This is a genomic window from Bacillota bacterium, assembly GCA_013178125.1.
Taxonomy (GTDB): Bacteria; Bacillota; SHA-98; order Ch115; family JABLXJ01; genus JABLXL01.
The window spans coordinates 28,879-45,796 of record JABLXJ010000054.1 but is presented as its reverse complement, the minus strand read 5'-3'; the positions used below and the strand labels follow the sequence as shown (position 1 = coordinate 45,796).

Sequence of the window (16,918 nt, the reverse complement as noted above, 5' to 3'; positions counted from 1 at the left end):
AGTTAAAGGTGGATTCCGGTAAAACATTTCCGAAATCGGTTACTGGATTACTGGTAAGATTATAGTGAAGGTTGTCCCGTGACCGACGCGTGTATTCACGTTTATGGTGCCGCCATGCGCCTGGACGATGCCGAAGGTTACAAAGAGGCCGAGGCCTGTCCCCTGGCCAACCTCTTTTGTAGTGAAAAACGGGTCGAAAATATACCTGAGATGCTCGTCGGGGATGCCCGTGCCGGTATCACTAAACGCAATGTGGCAAACCTTGCGATGATCCTCGTCTTCACTCAGGCTTGTTGTGACGACGAGAGTCCCCCCGTGTTGCATCGCTTGAAATGCATTAATGGCAAGGTTGAGGAACGCCTGTTTCAATTGATTCGCGTCGCCAAGTGCGGTAAGGGGTGAATCGTAATATTTGCGAATGATGGTAATCGTCTCCGGCAAATGTTGATATTCGACGAGCCTCAGCGACTCATCGAGCACATTGTGAATATCGACGGCGTCATAGTGCGGCGGTGACTGCCTTGCAAAATTCAGCAGATCTCTCACAATGTGGGATATGCGTCTCGTTTCAGTTTCAACGCTCCTAAGATACTCGCGCGCTTCCGCATCGTCCTCGTCCAGGAGGAGCGTCTGGACGTAGTTTATTATCGTGCCCAGCGGGTTATTGATCTCATGTGCGAGGCCCGCCGCAAGCTTGCCGACCGAGGCTAGCTTCTCCGATCGTATGAGCTGCTCGACCAGTTGGGCCCGTTCGGTAACGTCATCGATAAGGATTATCTTCCCTGATATTTTGCCAAACCTGTCGCGCAGCGGGGAGGCTTCGATGTTATATATTTGAACCTCATCGCCGATCTTTCTGGATACGTCATTGATCTCCCTGTGCCCGGGTGCCCGGGCGATTTCCAGCAGGATATCTTTAAATCTCGCGTCCTCATCCGGCCCGAACAGCGATGAGACATCCTTACCGATCAGGGAGTCCTTCCTGAGGTTAAAGCGGCGTTCGAGCGCGGCATTGGTGGTAAGCACCCTCGCGCTGCTATCGATGACCAGGAGCCCCACGGCTATACTTTCGACTATGTTTTGATTTAGTTCCTTAAGATACGAGAGTTCATCCGTATTTTGCTTCAGGGAGCGCGTCATCATATTAAACTGCGTCGCCAATTCGCCCAGCTCATCCCGCCGGCCGGTCTCGATTTGTTCGTCGAGCTTGCCAGCCGCCACTTTCTTTGTGCTCTTCACAAGCATATTTATGGGCTCAGTCACGTTTCCGGCCCAAATATATGTGAATATGGTGCTTATGATTATCCCGAGAAATGCCACCAGAAAGATTGCCCGGACGGTCTGGCGCGTGTTTTGGATAGTATCAACGTTTGAGATCCCCACTACTATCATGGGGCTCCGTGGCCGGCCGCGTTGCAAGGGATAGACGGCGAGGTTGTAGGGGTTATTGTCGATACAAAGCTGAGTTGTGATAAGTCCTGACTTATTCCGCGCGTCAGCGAGGATCTCCGCCGGGATCGTGAAAGGAGGCAAAGTTCCCATCACATACTTACCCGCCGTGAAAAATGCAAGGTCGGTTCCCGTGGTTTTTGCCATTTCGGTTGCGAAGTTGCTGTCAAAGCTTTTACGAAAGATGACAGCTCCAACAGTTCGAGATTTATGCGTAATTGGCGCTTCAGCAATGAGCAGGAGATTGGTGCCCTGAGTCTGGAAGCGAACCCCGGCCTCGCGAGGCATGGTAAACGGCGCCTTTAGCGGGAGCCCTGACGGGATTCTGAAAATATCCTTGCTTGACTTCTCCTCCAGATCCCTCAGGGTTTCGATGTCATCCCCGGGCCCGACGGAGGCAAGCATTCGCCCTTTTGCGTCTATGAGATCGATGGTGTCCGCCTCAAGGCTCGCCTTATAAAAAAGCAGGGAGTTTCTGAGGGGCTGGACTATATTCAACTTTGTTCGATCAGAGAAGACATCCCCGTATTGAAACAGTACGTAAGTGGAGTAGACAACTTCTTCCGTAGTAGCGAAGGCTTTGACCTTTGCAAGATATTCAGTTTCGAGGGTTGTTAGACTGTAAGCCAACTTATTTGCGACATCCGATATCCGCTGGCGGGCGTTCTTTTCGTTTTGGTTTCTAACGAGATTGCTTACGACCAGGGCCGACGATAACATTGGCGTCAGGACAAGAATGGTCATAACCAGGACGAGCTGGTATTTCAGCTTCAAGACCGGCCTTAACTTTAAGACGGGCCATGGCATCGAATTTCATTCCTCTCCTGCCTTATATGATATTTTTGCATCTTATTGTAAAGCGTCTTTTCGCTTATCCCCAGGAGTCCGGCGACCTTCGCCTGTCTCCAGTCGCATTTAGACAGGGCATCCAGGATGACCTCCCGCTCGACCTCCTCCACCACATCATCAACCACGTCCTTGAGGCTTTTTCCATGCTCAAAACGATGCCTGCGGCCATTCGGGCAGCTGGTGGTTATCTCTTCCGGCAAAAGATCGACTGTAACTAAATCGCCTGTGGCAAGGACGACGCCCCTCTCTATAACGTTTCTCAGCTCCCTTATGTTTCCGGGCCACCGGTATGACATAAGGGCTTTCATGGCATCGGGCGCGACCTGGGTAACATGCTTCTGGTGAAGCGCGCAAAATTCCTTCAGAAAATAATCCACGAGGAGGGGAATATCCTCCATGCGGTCCCGGAGAGGAGGCATGAATATGCGGATCACGTTGAGGCGGTAATAGAGATCCTCACGGAATCTCCCCGCCAGCATCTCCTTTTCCAAATCTTTATTTGTAGCAACTATTATCCGGGCATCAGTCTTGATGGTCTGGGTGCCGCCGACGCGTTCAAATTCGCGCTCCTGGAGCACGCGGAGGAGCCTGACCTGCGTGGCGGGGCTGATATCTCCTATTTCATCAAGAAAAATCGTTCCCCCGTGAGCAAGCTCGAAACGCCCCAGCCTTTGAACTGTAGCCCCTGTAAAGGCGCCCTTTTCGTGGCCGAAGAGCTCGCTATCCAGGACGCCCTCGGGAAGGGCGGCGCAGTTCAATTTGATGAACGGCCCGTTCCTTCTCGGGCTGTTGTAATGGATGCACTTTGCTACAAGTTCTTTACCTGTACCGCTTTCGCCAAGCAACACCACGGTCGCGTCCGTCGGTGCGACCTTGTCGATTAGATCGTAGATTTCCTGCATTTTGGGGCTCTTGCCGATGATGCTGCCGAACTGAAACCTTTCCTGGAGGGCGCCCTTCAGGTATTCATTTTCCTTAGCAAGGGCTTGAAGCTTGAGGGCATTTTTGACGATGGCCTTTATTTGTGTCGTCTCGAAAGGTTTGGTGACATAGTCGAAGGCGCCGAGCTTCATGGCCTCTACTGCGGTTTCGATGCTACCGAATCCCGTTATCATGATAACAGGGATATTGTTGCGAAAGGCCTTGATCCTTTTCAGGGTTTCCAGGCCATCCGGGCCGGGCATTTTGAGATCGAGTATCACAATTTGAACTTCCTCATCCTTGACCTTTTCCAGGGCGGCCATCCCATTCTCGGCGCAGTAAACCTTGTATCCGTCATGCCTTAATGTAACGGCGAGGCTTTTTCTCATCCCTTCGTCGTCATCCACGATGAGCACAGCGCCTTCATACATCGCTCCATTTCCCCCGTCCGTCAATGTAATTCGGACTCGTTGTCACTGTAATCATCGTAAATTGGTAATTATCGCATCTGCCATCTCGTGGTTCCCTACAAACGTGATTAGGTCAAACATAATCCTACTATACTTCCAGTTATATTACAATAATCTTCAGTTGCATATACTTAATTGCACTTGATTATCCCGCTGCCCGCAACCCCGGGGGACCTCCCATCATCCATCCTATGGGGAAAGTTGAGGAGTTGAGAAGTTGAGCCGGCACTTGACAATCCAGCGCTGACATGATACACTTCAAAGCAATACACCCAAAACAATACACCTGGAAAGTAACTTAGAATATGGGTTTGAAAGGTAATGACGGGGCTAGTAGACCTGCAAGGTGAGCCACAGAGAGCCGCGGGTGCTGAGATGCGGTGCCTGCCAAGAGGTTGAATCTCACCCCCGAACCGCAGGCTGAAAGATCAATGCATTAATTAGTCATTGATCGTAGATTGTATTGATCTTATTAATCATTGATCATTGATTTAGTAGGCTGTGCCGGGTTCCCTGCGCCCGTTAACGCGCTAGGGTATGTAAGTACCCGAAGAGGTTTTTGCTGCGAGGCAAAGACGAATAAAGGTGGTACCGCGAAGGTTATCCTCTCGTCCTTTAGACATATCTCACTTTGTAGATAGATATGAGCAGATATGTCAAAGGCGGGAGGTTTTTATATAATTGCCTGGGTGACTGGTTCGATTCCTGGATAACTGGTTCGATTAAATTGGTTCGATTAGATTAGTCCGGTTAATTGGTTTGATTAATTGGTTATGTCGATTGGAGGGGTGCAGGTGAAGGCGAGCGGTGCGGAAATCTTGATTCAAGCCCTGATACAGGAGGGCGTTGATACTATATTCGGATACCCCGGCGGGGCTGTGCTGCCGATCTACGATGTCCTTTATGACTCAAAGATAAGGCACATCCTGACCAGGCACGAGCAGGGCGCCGCCCACGCCGCAGACGGGTACGCGAGGGCTACTGGCAAGCCCGGGGTTTGCATGGCCACCTCCGGTCCCGGTGCGACCAACCTCGTTACGGGCATTGCCACGGCATACATGGATTCCGTGCCGGTGGTCGCCGTAACGGGGCAGGTCGCCACGTCGCTGCTCGGCAGGGATTCCTTTCAGGAAGCCGACATTACGGGCGTGACGATCCCGATTACGAAACACAACTACCTGATCAAGGATGTCAAGGATATACCGCGTATTGTCAAAGAGGCATTTTACATTGCCACCACGGGCAGGCCCGGGCCAGTGCTCATCGATATGCCCAAAGACGTCATGACGATGCAGTCCGAGCCCAGGTACCTGGCCAGCATCGACCTGCCCGGCTATAAACCAACCTACAAAGGGCATGTGAAGCAAATTCGCGAGGCGGCCGCGGCGATCAACGAGGCGAGCAGGCCCGTGATCTACGCTGGCGGCGGCGTGCTGGGGTCGTGTGCTTCAGATGAATTGAGGACGCTGGCTGAGAAGGCGAGCATACCGGTGGTTACCACCTTGATGGGGCTCGGCGCCTTCCCCAGCAATCACCCGTTGTTTCTTGGGCTTCTTGGGATGCATGGGACGGCGTATGCGAATCTGGCTGTGACAGAGTGTGATCTCCTCATCGCCCTGGGGGCCAGATTCTCGGACCGCACCACCGGGAGGATTGAGGATTTTGCTCCAAAGGCAAAGATCATTCACGTAGACATCGATCCCGCGGAGATAGGGAAAAACGTCAAGGTTGATATCCCCGTAGTTGGTGATGTGAGGCACGTATTGACCGAGATTATTCCATTAGTGAATCCAGCAACAGGGCGAGAGTGGAATGATATAGTCGACGGTCTCAAGAGGAGAATGCCCCTCTCCTATGAGAAGGATGGCAGTCTCAAACCCCAGTACGTTGTCGAGCAGATCAGCGAAGCGACCGGCGGCGAGGCCATCATCGCCACAGAGGTGGGCCAAAATCAGATGTGGGCCGCCCAATACTGCAAGTTCACCAGGCCGCGGAGCTTTATCTCATCGGGCGGGCTCGGCACGATGGGTTATGGCTTTCCCGCCGCCATAGGTGCGCAGGCCGGTTGCCCTGACAGGCTTGTCTTTGACATCGCTGGAGATGGGTCCATCCAGATGAATATCCAGGAACTAGCGACGGCTGTCACATACAATCTGCCCGTCAAGATAGCGATTCTCAACAACGGATATCTTGGGATGGTCCGGCAGTGGCAGGAGGTGTTCTACGACAGGCGCTATTCCCACACCTCCATCGGCGGGATACCAGATTTCGTTAAGCTTGCCGAGGCTTACGGCGCCGTCGGGATGCGAATAACGGATCCCGCCGATGTGCGGCCCGCGATTGAGGAGGCTATCCGGACTCCCAATGTCGTGGTGATGGATTTCAGGGTCGCTCCCGAGGAGAATGTATTGCCCATGGTTCCGCCGAATGCGCCGATCAGCAAGATGATTGGGGGTGAAGCGTGATGCGCCATACGCTTGCAGTGCTGGTCATGAACCATCCCGGTGTCCTCGCGCGTGTTTCAGGGCTTTTCGCCAGGCGCGGGTTCAATATTGAGAGCATTGCGGTGAGCACGACTCAAAATAAGGAAGTCTCGAGGATGACCATTGTAGTTGAGGCGGACGAGGATACCCTGGAGCAGATAACAAAGCAGCTCAACAAGCTTATCGACGTCATAAAGGTCCAGGAGCTCAAGGCCGAGGAGTCTGTTGACCGGGAGCTTGCCCTTGTGAAGATAAGCGCAGCGGGTGCTGACAGGGCCCAGGTCCTCCAGATCGTGGATATATTCCGTGCCAGCATCGTAGATGTGAGCCGCAAGGCGGTGGTTGCGGAGGTGACAGGCAGCGAGGACAAGATCAACGCCTTTATTGAGCTTGTCCGCCCATGCGGGATAAAGGAGCTTGTCAGGACGGGCCGCATAGCCATGGTCAGGGGGGAACAGCAGACCGCGGCCGTAGACGAGGCCAGGAGGAGGCAACGTGATCAATGCGACTTGCCGGACCTGGAGAAGATTCGCGCGATGAAGGCCAGGGTTGGGAATGATAGGCAGGTTTAGATTTGGCCGTATATAACATACTTGAGGAGGTCTTGATCGATATGGCAACGATCTACTATGACAGGGATGCAGATCTCGGGATCCTGAAGGGAAAGAAGATAGCTATCATAGGCTACGGCAGCCAGGGGCATGCTCAGGCTCAGAACCTGCGCGACAGCGGTCTTGACGTGATCGTCAGCAACAGGAGGGAGAGCCCCAACGGGCAGCAGGCCATCAAGGACGGGTTCAACCCGGTCCCGGCTTCCGAGGCGGCGGCTGTGGCCGATATCATCCAGATGCTTGTCCCCGATGAGAAGCAGGCCCAGATCTATGCCGAGGAGATCGCGCCCCATATGACAGAGGGGAAGGTCCTGATGTTCTCGCATGGCTTCAACATTCACTACAACCAGGTCGTCCCGCCGAAGAATATCGACGTTGTGATGGTGGCGCCCAAGAGCCCGGGGCACCTGGTCCGGAGGATGTACCAGGAAGGCTTTGGAGTCCCCTCGCTGATCGCCGTCTACCAGGATTTCACGGGGATGGCGAAGCAGATTGCCCTTGCCTATGCCAGGGGCATCGGCTCGACGAGAGCGGGGGTTATTGAGACGACTTTTAAAGAGGAGACAGAGACAGACCTCTTCGGCGAGCAGGCCGTCCTCTGCGGCGGGGTGACGGAGCTTGTGAGGGCGGGGTTCGATACCCTCGTTGAGGCGGGCTACCAGCCGGAGATCGCATATTTTGAGTGCCTGCACGAGCTCAAGCTGATAGTCGACCTGATGTACGAGGGCGGCATAAGCTGGATGCGGTATTCCATCAGCGATACTGCGGAATACGGGGATATGGTCTGTGGTAAGAAGATAATCACCCAGGAGACCCGGGCCGCGATGAGGAAGCTGCTCGAGGATATCCAGAATGGGGAGTTCGCGAAGAACTGGATCCTCGAGAACCGCGCCGGCCGGCCCGTCTACAACGCTATCAAGAGGCGGGAGGCGGAGCATCCCATAGAGGTTGTTGGAAAGAAGCTCCGCGCGATGATGCCCTGGCTCTCAAAGGGCAAGAGGTAGCCGGGATTTAGTCGGGATTGAGGTTGAGCGAGAACTGGGGGGATCGTAAATGCCTCGCGTCATTCAGGTGTTTGATACGACCCTGAGGGATGGCGAGCAGTCGCCGGGCGTGAGCCTGAATGTAAAGGAGAAACTGGAGATAGCCCGGCAGCTTTCACGCCTGAACGTGGACGTAATCGAAGCTGGCTTTCCGATAGCCTCACCTGGTGATTTCGAGGCCGTTACGGCGGTTGCAAAGGAGGTCACCGGCCCGGTCATAGCGGCCCTTGCAAGGGCTGTGAAGGGAGATATAGACCGGGCCTGGGAGGCCCTGCGGCATGCCAGGCGGCCGAGGATTCACACCTTCATAGCCACGTCCGATATCCACATGAAATATAAATTGAGGAAAGAGCCCGCTCAGGTTCTCGAGATGGTGGCGGCGGCCGTGCAGCATGCGAAGTCCTACGTCCCGGACGTCGAGTTTTCGGCTGAAGATGCCACGCGGAGCAACCGAGAGTTTCTCCGGGTTGTGTTCGAGACGGCCATCGATGCCGGCGCTACCGTTTTGAATGTGCCTGATACTGTGGGCTACACGACGCCCAGGGAATTTGCAGAGCTGATTCGCTACCTCGAGGAGAATGTGCGCGGCATCGAGGGCGTGACCCTGAGCGTGCATTGCCACAACGACCTGGGCCTCGCCGTTGCGAATTCGCTTGCCGCCGTAGAGTGCGGCGTGGGGCAGGTGGAGTGCACCATCAATGGGATCGGGGAGCGGGCCGGCAATGCGGCGCTCGAGGAGATAGTCATGGCGCTCGCGACCAGGCGGGATTATTACGACGCGATCACTGCGGTCGTGACGGAGCAGATCTACCGGAGCAGCCGGATGGTCAGCACGCTCACGGGGATGGCCGTGCAGACCAACAAGGCCATAGTCGGCGACAACGCCTTCGCGCATGAGGCGGGGATACACCAGGATGGTGTCCTCAAGGAGCGGACCACTTACGAGATAATGACCCCGGAGTCGATCGGTCTTGCAAAGAGCAGGCTCGTCCTGGGGAAACACTCCGGGAGGCACGCCTTCAAGGAGAGGCTAAAAGAGCTCGGCTACGCGCTGCCTGATGACGAGGTCAACAGGGCTTTTGATGAATTTATCGCCCTCGCTGATAAGAAGAAGGACGTCTCCGACAAGGATATCGAGGCCATAGTCGAGGGCCGGCACGGGAAGGCGGCCGAGAGATTCTCCCTGGAGTACCTGAATGTCGTTAGCGGCAACAAAACGGTCCCCACGGCGACGGTCCGGCTCTACAAGGATGGTGAGCTGGTCGAGGAGGCTGCCTGCGGGGATGGCCCGGTCGATGCGACCTACAAGGCTATAGACAGGATAACCGGCGAGCGCACCGATCTCGAGGAGTACTCGATTCGCGCGGTGACGGGCGGCAAGGACGCCCTGGGCGAGGTCACGGTGAGGATCCGCGATAACGGGAATACCTTCACCGGCCGCGGCGTGAGCACGGACATCATCGAGGCCAGCGCCCTGGCTTATATAAACGCCATAAATAAGATGCTTTTTAGCAGGGATCTGGCCAGCTCAAAATCTTAATCATCAACACCCCCGGCTAAAGTCCGGAGGCGTGAGGCCTCACGGTTGGTTCGTTAGCTTTAGTGCCAGAGTGGATTTTGACCAGCTTTGGCACCATGGTGAATTAGGGGCGAATAGGATTTGGAAATAGGATCGGGAGTGGAGTGATCTAGCAGGATGGATGCCAGTGTTAGTGGGATGACCATTACCGAGAAGATTCTTGCAAAACATAGTGGCAAGGATCGCGTGGAGCCGGGCGAGTTCATTAACGCGAGGGTGGATTTCGTCCTCGCCAACGACGTGACAGCGCCCCCGGCGATCAGGGAGTTTGAGAAGATGGGCGCAAAGAACGTGTTTGACCCGGAGCGGGTGGCCCTGGTGCCGGATCACTTTGTGCCCAACAAGGATATAAAATCCGCCGAGAATAGCAAGCTCATACGTGAGTTCGCGAGGAAGCAGGGGATAAAGTACTTCTTCGAGGTCGGCAGGATGGGGATAGAGCATGTCATCCTGCCTGAGCTGGGCCTCGTGCTTCCAGGGGACGTTGTAATAGGTGCGGATTCTCATACGTGCACGTATGGCGCGATCGGGGCGTTCTCGACGGGCGTCGGGAGCACCGATATGGCGGCGGCCATGGCTCTAGGTGAGATATGGCTGAAGGTGCCCCTGAGTTTGAAGTTCGTCTACCACGGAAAGCGCGGGAAGTGGGTTGGTGGAAAGGACCTTATCCTGTATACTATAGGTAAGATCGGTGTGGATGGAGCGCTTTACAGGGCCATGGAATTCACGGGCGAGGTTGTGAAGAGCCTCTCCATCGACGACCGGTTCACCATGGCCAATATGGCTATCGAGGCCGGGGCGAAGAGCGGGATATTCGATCCCGACGAGGTTGCCCTGGAATACGTGCGGCCGAGGGCCGTCCGCGAGTATGAGCTTTATCACAGCGACCCGGATGCCCGGTATGAGAAGGTTTATGAATTTGACGTGAGCGAGATCGAGCCGCAGGTTGCATTCCCTCACCTCCCCGAGAATGCCAGGCCGGTAAGCGAGGCCGGCGATGTCCGAATCGACCAGGCGATAATAGGGTCGTGCACCAATGGGCGGATCACCGACCTCAGGCTCGCGGCGGAGGTCTTGAAGGGCAGGCAGGTGCATAGGGATGTGCGGCTCATAGTCATCCCCGGGACCCAGGCGGTCTACCGGCAGGCCCTCGATGAAGGGCTCATAAGCATCTTCATAGATTCGGGCGCCGCCGTGAGCACACCCACATGCGGCCCGTGCCTCGGCGGACATATGGGAATCCTGGCAAAGGGGGAGCGCGCCATCTCGACGACCAACCGGAATTTCGTCGGGCGGATGGGTCACCCCGAGAGTGAGGTATACCTGGCAAACCCGGCGGTCGCTGCGGCGTCCGCGGTGCTCGGGAGAATAGCTAGCCCTGAGGAGGTGGCGTAGCAGTGCGACAGGAGTTTGCAGGGAGAGCCTGGAGATTTGGGGATAATATCGACACTGATGTGATCATCCCGGCGAGGTACCTGAATACCTCGGATCCCGCGGAGCTCGCCCAGCATTGCATGGAGGATGCGGACCCCGAATTTACGAAAAAGATCGCCGCGGGGGATATTATCGTGGCGGGCACCAACTTCGGATGCGGCAGCTCGCGCGAGCACGCGCCGGTATCTATCAAGGCGGCCGGGATATCGTGCGTCATCGCCAAGTCCTTTGCCCGCATATTCTTCAGGAATGCGATAAATATAGGGCTGCCTATTTTCGAATGCCCCGAGGCTGTGGATGACGCGGCGGCAGGGGATACGATTCGCATCAATCCCGAAGAGGGGACGATAGTCAACGTGACCAGGGGGCGGTGCTACCGCGTACCGGAATTCCCGCCCTTTATGCAGAAGATCATCAATGCGGGCGGGCTGACCCAGTATGTGAGGGAAAGGCTCGCGGGCGAGGCGTAGCTTTGCACGTTGCGTTAGCTGGCCGGTGGACGGCGCGCCTCTGTTCCGCCCGGCGGGATGCCGGCCTGCATTTCACACTGCGACTGTAAAGGAGGTGGGGCGCGGTGCGGCAGGTCAAGCTGTATGATACCACATTGAGGGACGGTGCCCAGATGGAGGGTATTTCCTTCTCAGTTGAGGATAAGATTCGCATAGCCCAGCGCCTGGATGAGTTCGGCGTGGACTACATCGAGGGCGGCTGGCCGGGCTCTAACCCCAAGGATGTTGAGTTTTTTGAGTATGCGAAGTCTCTTAAGCTCCACAATGCCGTGATATCGGCATTCTGCAGCACCCGGAGGGCCGGCGTGGCCGCCGAGGATGACGCGAACCTCGCGGCGGTGCTCAAGTCCGGTGTGAGGGCGGTCGCGGTCTTCGGGAAGAGCTGGGATTTCCATGTAACCCACGCCCTCGGAACCACGCTTGAGGAGAACCTCCGCATGATCGAGGATTCCGTAAGGTTCTTGAAGCGCAACGGTCTCGAGGTAGTCTACGACGCCGAGCATTTCTTCGATGGCTACAAGGCGGACCGGGATTATGCGATGAAGACCATCGGTGCGGCCTGTGAGGCCGGGGCCGACGTGATCGTCCTTTGCGATACAAACGGCGGGACGCTTCCCATGGAGATCGACGAGATCATCCGGGATGTCTTGAATAACATCTCTGGGCCCATTGGGATCCACGCACACAATGACTCTGGCGTTGCCGTCGCCAACACCTTGATTGCCGTGGGGCTCGGAGTGAACCATGTGCAGGGGACTATCAACGGGTACGGGGAACGCTGCGGGAATGCGGATTTATGTTCAGTAATCCCCGCCTTGAGGTTGAAGATGGGGATAGAATGCCTTACGGACGAGCAGCTTGCCGAGCTGACGGGGCTCTCGCGATTCGTGGATGAAGTGGCGAATATGCGGCCCAATACACAACGGCCCTTTGTCGGCCGGAGCGTGTTCACGCATAAAGGTGGGATCCATGTCAGCGCCCTGATGAAACACCCGGAGACGTACGAGCATATAGAGCCGGAGCTGGTTGGAAACAGGAGACGCGTGGTGGTTTCGGAGCTCGCAGGGGCGAGCAATATAGCCTATAAGGCCCAGGAGTACTCGATCCCGCTCGAGCGCAAGTCAACAGGGACGAAGGCGGTGATCAACGCCGTCAAGGAGCTCGAGCATCAAGGCTACCAGTTTGAGGGGGCGGAGGCATCCTTTGAACTTCTTTTGAAGAAGACCTTCGGGATGCATAGGAGCCTGTTTGAGCTCGAGGGCTTCCGGTTGATCGTCGAGAAGCGTGAATCAAACGGGGAACCCGTCGCTGAGGCCAGCATAAAGTTGCGGGTAGGCGACAGGCTGCTCCACACGGTCGCCGAGGGGAATGGGCCCGTCAACGCCCTGGATGGGGCACTGCGCAAGGCGCTCGAGGATGTCTACCCTGAATTGAAGAATATCAAACTCACAGACTACAAGGTGCGGGTGATAGATGAGGCGTCGGGCACCTCGGCCAAGGTCAGGGTTCTCATCGAATCCACCAACGAGCGGCGTACATGGGGGACGGTAGGTGTCTCGACCAATATCATCGAGGCGAGCTGGCGCGCGCTCGTCGATAGCATCGAATACGGCCTGCTATACGCCATAGGCCCGGCGGAGACGGAGGTTGAGATTGAGCCAGGGCTGGGCCCCATTAAGTAGGTAGGAACTGGAGGGCATTTATATGCGGAGCGATATGGTTAAGAAAGGCCTTGAACGGGCCCCTCACAGGTCGCTGTTCAAGGCGATGGGATACACTGACGAGGAATTGGAAAGGCCCCTGGTGGCTGTGGTCAACGCGGCGAGCGAGATCATCCCGGGCCATATTCACCTCGACGATATAGTCGAGGGCGTGAAGGCCGGCATCCGGGCGGCGGGCGGCACGCCTGTGGAGTTCCCGGCTATAGGGGTCTGCGACGGCATCGCCATGGGGCATGAGGGCATGAAGTATTCGCTTGCGACTCGCGAGTTGATTGCGGATTCCGTGGAGTGCATGGTGCGGGCCCACGGGTTTGACGCCGTCGTGCTCGTCCCCAATTGTGACAAGATCGTGCCCGGCATGCTGATGGCCGCGGCCAGGCTGGACCTGCCGGCGATTGTGGTGAGCGGCGGGCCGATGCTGGCTGGCCGGTACGAGGGGAAGAACATCGACCTTAACAGCATGTACGAGGGCGTGGGGGCTGTGGCCGCCGGCAAGATGACCGGGGAGGAGCTCGCCAGGATGGAGGACGTGGCGTGCCCCGGGTGCGGGTCGTGCTCAGGCATGTTCACGGCGAATTCGATGAATTGCCTCGTCGAGGCGCTGGGCATCGGCCTGCCCGGCAACGGGACCATCCCGGCGGTGTCGGCCGCGCGGCGGAGGCTCGCGAAGCGGGCCGGCGCAAAGGTGATGGAGCTTCTCGAGCGCGGGATCACCCCGAGCATGATACTGACCAGGGCCGCTTTTGAGAACGCCCTTACCGTGGACATGGCGATGGGGTGCTCGACCAATACGGCGCTGCACCTGCCCGCGATCGCCAATGAGGTTGGGATCAGGATCGACCTCGACATGATCAACGACATAAGTGGGAGGACGCCCCATCTTTGCAGTCTGAGGCCGGCTGGGCCTTATCACATCCAGGATCTGGACGAGGCGGGGGGCATACCGGCGGTTATGAAGGAGCTGGCGGGCAAGGGCCTGCTTCACCTGGATGTCCTGACTGCGACCGGGGCGCCCCTGGGCGAGGTGCTTGACGGGGCCCCGGGGCGCAGGGCGGACTCCGATGTCATAAGGGGGGCTGACCGGCCTTACCATATGGATGGTGGGCTTGCGGCGCTCAAGGGCAGCCTGGCACCTGATGGGGCGATCGTCAAGAAATCGGCTGTCAAGGATGAGATGCTGGTTCACAGGGGGCCGGCCAGGGTCTTCGATTCGGAGGAGGATGCCAACAGGGCCATCATGGGCGGGGCCATAAAGCCCGGCGACGTTGTGGTGATCCGGTATGAAGGTCCCAAGGGGGGGCCCGGGATGCGTGAGATGCTCGGCCCTACATCGGTGATAGCCGGCATGGGCCTGGACGACAGCGTTGCCTTGATCACGGACGGCAGGTTCTCAGGCGCGACGCGGGGCGCCGCTATAGGCCATGTCTCGCCGGAGGCTGCGGAGGGAGGGCCGATAGCCCTTATTAGGGACGGCGATATCATCTCGATCGACATTCCAAATAAGCGGCTCGACCTGGAGGTAAGCGATGCGGAGCTCGATGTGCGCCGCGCCGGGTGGAGGGCGCCCGAGCCGAGGGTGAAGAAGGGCTACCTGGCCCGGTACGCTAGGATCGTCTCGTCGGCGAGCCAGGGAGCCGTGGTTGAGGGGCGGGCGTAGCGCGAGCGCGGTCGAGGGGCGGTCGCAGTGATAGAGAGGATGGTGATGGATTTGCCGTCTCAGGAATTTGCGCTGATCCACCCCATAAACCCCGTGACTGAAATGATGCCTCCAGAGGAATTCATAGACAGGGATGATATACTGCGCTATCTTGAAGAATGGTTTAGAAATATAGCTTCCAGGCGTTCCCGAAGTAAGGCTTTGATATCCCCGAGACGTATGGGAAAGACAGCAGTGCTGGACCGCCTTGTCAACGTTATGTTCTGGCGGGATTACGGGGTTGTCCCTTTTTACTTCAAGGTAAAGCGCGAGGAGACTACTCTGAGGGAGTTTACCGAGGAATACATTGAGGCCTTCTTCCAGTACTTTATGGGGTATATCTTGAAGGATCCTAGCATCGTGATTAACAAGTATAAGCTCAAGGATTTAGCCGGTCTGGATGTAGCCATCGATGAGGGTGATAGTTATGGCGATGGACGGATAAGGATAATAGATATAGTTAGGGAACAGATAGAGATGTTCCTGAGATACAAAGATACCAGGGATGCCCGGCTACTGTGGGAGGAAGCTATAACGTATCCTGAGCGGATAGCAGTCCTTACCGGTATGAAGGTGGCTGTAATAATAGATGAGTTTCAAGATATGAAGTCTTATATCTACGACGCGGAGGATGTCAATACAGTCGTGCCGGGTAGAGACATGCCCACGGACCTGACGGCAACTTACGATCGAATGAGCCAGAGCACCCATGCGCCTATGCTTGTGAGCGGATCTGCCGTAACGATGATATTCCGAACGGTAATGGGAGGTCCTCTGGGTGGGCGCTTCACAGTGAAAAAACTCGGCCCCCTGTCAATAGCAGATGGAGCAGAGCTCGCCAAGACTATTCTGGCTGGGAGGGGCATTCCCATCTCTGATGAACTTGCTCTCTATCTAAGTGAGCTAGTAGGGGGGCATCCTTATTATGTGTACTGTGTCGCCAATACTGAGGGTCCCTTCGAAACCTTCGCCACCAGAAGCGAGATAGAGGCCGCGGTGGAGTGGGAACTTCAGAACGGCGTGATTGGAGGATTCTGGTCCACTCATTTTATGAACTACGAGAATACTATAAATGATGACCCTGACCCCGGGATCGGTAAAAGGATAATATATTATCTTCTCAAGTACCAAGGTAGGACAGTTGAAGAGATGGAAATCGCAAACAGCCTGGGGATCACTCCTGAGGTGGTTGCGCGCAAGCTTCAGAAGCTCAGTGAGGCAGATCTGGTGGAAAGGGTTGGCCCTTATTCCTACCGGGGACTCACTGATAAGATGCTCGCCCGGTATATTTATCAGGTATATGGTAAGTATGTAGAAGATGTTGATAGAAAACAAGTTAGAATTCCAGTAACGGAGGACCTATCTAAAGGCAGATATCTTGAATTACAGGTTGAAAACCTGCTCTATAAGTTTCACGGGCAGAAGGTGGATGGGCGGTTGTTTGGCCGGGAGGGGGAATTCGTTCTCCCCGTGATCATCCAGGCGTACGATACCGTGGTGAAGGCAGAATCAGAGCGGGAGTACCAGGTGGATGCCATTGCGGTATATAGGACTGTCGCCGGGATGTCCGCATGGGTTGCTGAGTGCAAGAATCGCACTCGGCCCATGGGAAAGCAGGAAGTAGAGAAATTGGAGGCTGCTGCGGCAGCGATCAAAGCGGAGAAGCAGCTTGCCGATGTAATATTGTGGTTTGTGTCAACTGGGGGATTTACCAAGGAAGCCATAAACCTGATCTGGAAGAGGGGTTATCTTTGGTCCGGGCGAAATGAGATCAATGAGCTGATCCGCTTTTTCGGAGGCAAGGTTATGGTCCCGGGGCCAGATGATGAATGAGGGGCATTTCGGTGCAGGATATAGTCAGGATATGGTGTGGGAGCCGGGATGTGGGGAAAGAAGGGTGAGCACCGCAAGATCAGTGTGGATGATGTGTAATATAGATCATAGATGGTGTGATGAGCCAGGGAAGGATGGCGCCGTAGTCTACCAGTGATATGGCGCTGTTTTTATTTCTTCTCTGTTTTGGATTTTATGGCAGGAATTTGTCCTATGGCGTCGTATAATACTGTTATAGAAATACAGCATCTAACATATTGGATACAATATCCCGGAATCCGACTATTAATATAACTACTCTATCATTAGTCTCCACTTAT

11 protein-coding genes and 1 other annotated feature are annotated in these 16,918 nt (G+C 55.8%); of the genes, 9 read left to right on the top strand and 2 right to left on the bottom strand.

What is annotated here, in order from left to right; genetic code table 11:
• Positions 1–39 precede the first annotated feature (39 nt).
• Positions 40–2,256 carry a PAS domain-containing protein gene (locus HPY71_15875; GenBank protein ID NPV54966.1) on the bottom strand — a complete coding sequence of 739 codons (2,217 nt, stop codon included), beginning with the start codon at positions 2,254–2,256 and terminating at the stop codon, positions 40–42.
• The gene (locus HPY71_15870; protein ID NPV54965.1) at positions 2,238–3,650 is read right to left on the bottom strand and encodes a sigma-54-dependent Fis family transcriptional regulator; all 1,413 of its coding nucleotides are present in this window, start codon (positions 3,648–3,650) and stop codon (positions 2,238–2,240) included. Before HPY71_15870 ends, HPY71_15875 begins: the two co-directional genes overlap by 19 nt.
• 351 nt (positions 3,651–4,001) lie before the next feature.
• Positions 4,002–4,308 (top strand) — a binding site (T-box leader).
• Positions 4,309–4,483: 175 nt separating this feature from the next.
• Here HPY71_15870 and ilvB point away from each other — a divergent pair.
• From ilvB to HPY71_15825, 9 genes are all read left to right on the top strand, one after another.
• A complete protein-coding gene (ilvB, locus tag HPY71_15865) occupies positions 4,484–6,154 on the top strand; it encodes a biosynthetic-type acetolactate synthase large subunit (GenBank protein ID NPV54964.1) in 1,671 nt (556 codons plus the stop codon).
• Positions 6,154–6,744: an acetolactate synthase small subunit gene (gene ilvN, locus HPY71_15860; GenBank protein NPV54963.1), complete on the top strand. Its 591-nt coding sequence runs from the start codon at positions 6,154–6,156 to the stop codon at positions 6,742–6,744. The genes ilvB and ilvN overlap by 1 nt, the downstream gene beginning before the upstream one ends.
• Before the next feature lie 41 nt (positions 6,745–6,785).
• The gene (gene ilvC / locus HPY71_15855; GenBank protein ID NPV54962.1) at positions 6,786–7,787 is read left to right on the top strand and encodes a ketol-acid reductoisomerase; all 1,002 of its coding nucleotides are present in this window, start codon (positions 6,786–6,788) and stop codon (positions 7,785–7,787) included.
• 49 nt (positions 7,788–7,836) lie between these two features.
• Complete coding sequence (locus tag HPY71_15850; protein NPV54961.1) at positions 7,837–9,366, top strand: 2-isopropylmalate synthase; 1,530 nt, start codon at positions 7,837–7,839, stop codon at positions 9,364–9,366.
• 177 nt (positions 9,367–9,543) lie between these two features.
• Positions 9,544–10,800, top strand: a complete 1,257-nt coding sequence (gene leuC, locus HPY71_15845; GenBank protein NPV54960.1) for a 3-isopropylmalate dehydratase large subunit — start codon at positions 9,544–9,546, stop codon at positions 10,798–10,800.
• A gap of 2 nt (positions 10,801–10,802) precedes the next feature.
• Positions 10,803–11,309 (top strand): 3-isopropylmalate dehydratase small subunit, encoded by a 507-nt coding sequence (gene leuD / locus HPY71_15840; protein ID NPV54959.1) that lies wholly within the window; start codon positions 10,803–10,805, stop codon positions 11,307–11,309.
• A 104-nt stretch (positions 11,310–11,413) separates the two neighbouring features.
• On the top strand, positions 11,414–13,030 hold the full coding sequence (locus HPY71_15835) for a citramalate synthase (GenBank protein ID NPV54958.1): 1,617 nt from the start codon (positions 11,414–11,416) through the stop codon (positions 13,028–13,030).
• 22 nt (positions 13,031–13,052) lie between these two features.
• Complete coding sequence (ilvD, locus tag HPY71_15830; GenBank protein ID NPV54957.1) at positions 13,053–14,726, top strand: dihydroxy-acid dehydratase; 1,674 nt, start codon at positions 13,053–13,055, stop codon at positions 14,724–14,726.
• Between the two features lie 27 nt (positions 14,727–14,753).
• Positions 14,754–16,598: a hypothetical protein gene (locus HPY71_15825; protein ID NPV54956.1), complete on the top strand. Its 1,845-nt coding sequence runs from the start codon at positions 14,754–14,756 to the stop codon at positions 16,596–16,598.
• Positions 16,599–16,918 lie beyond the last annotated feature (320 nt).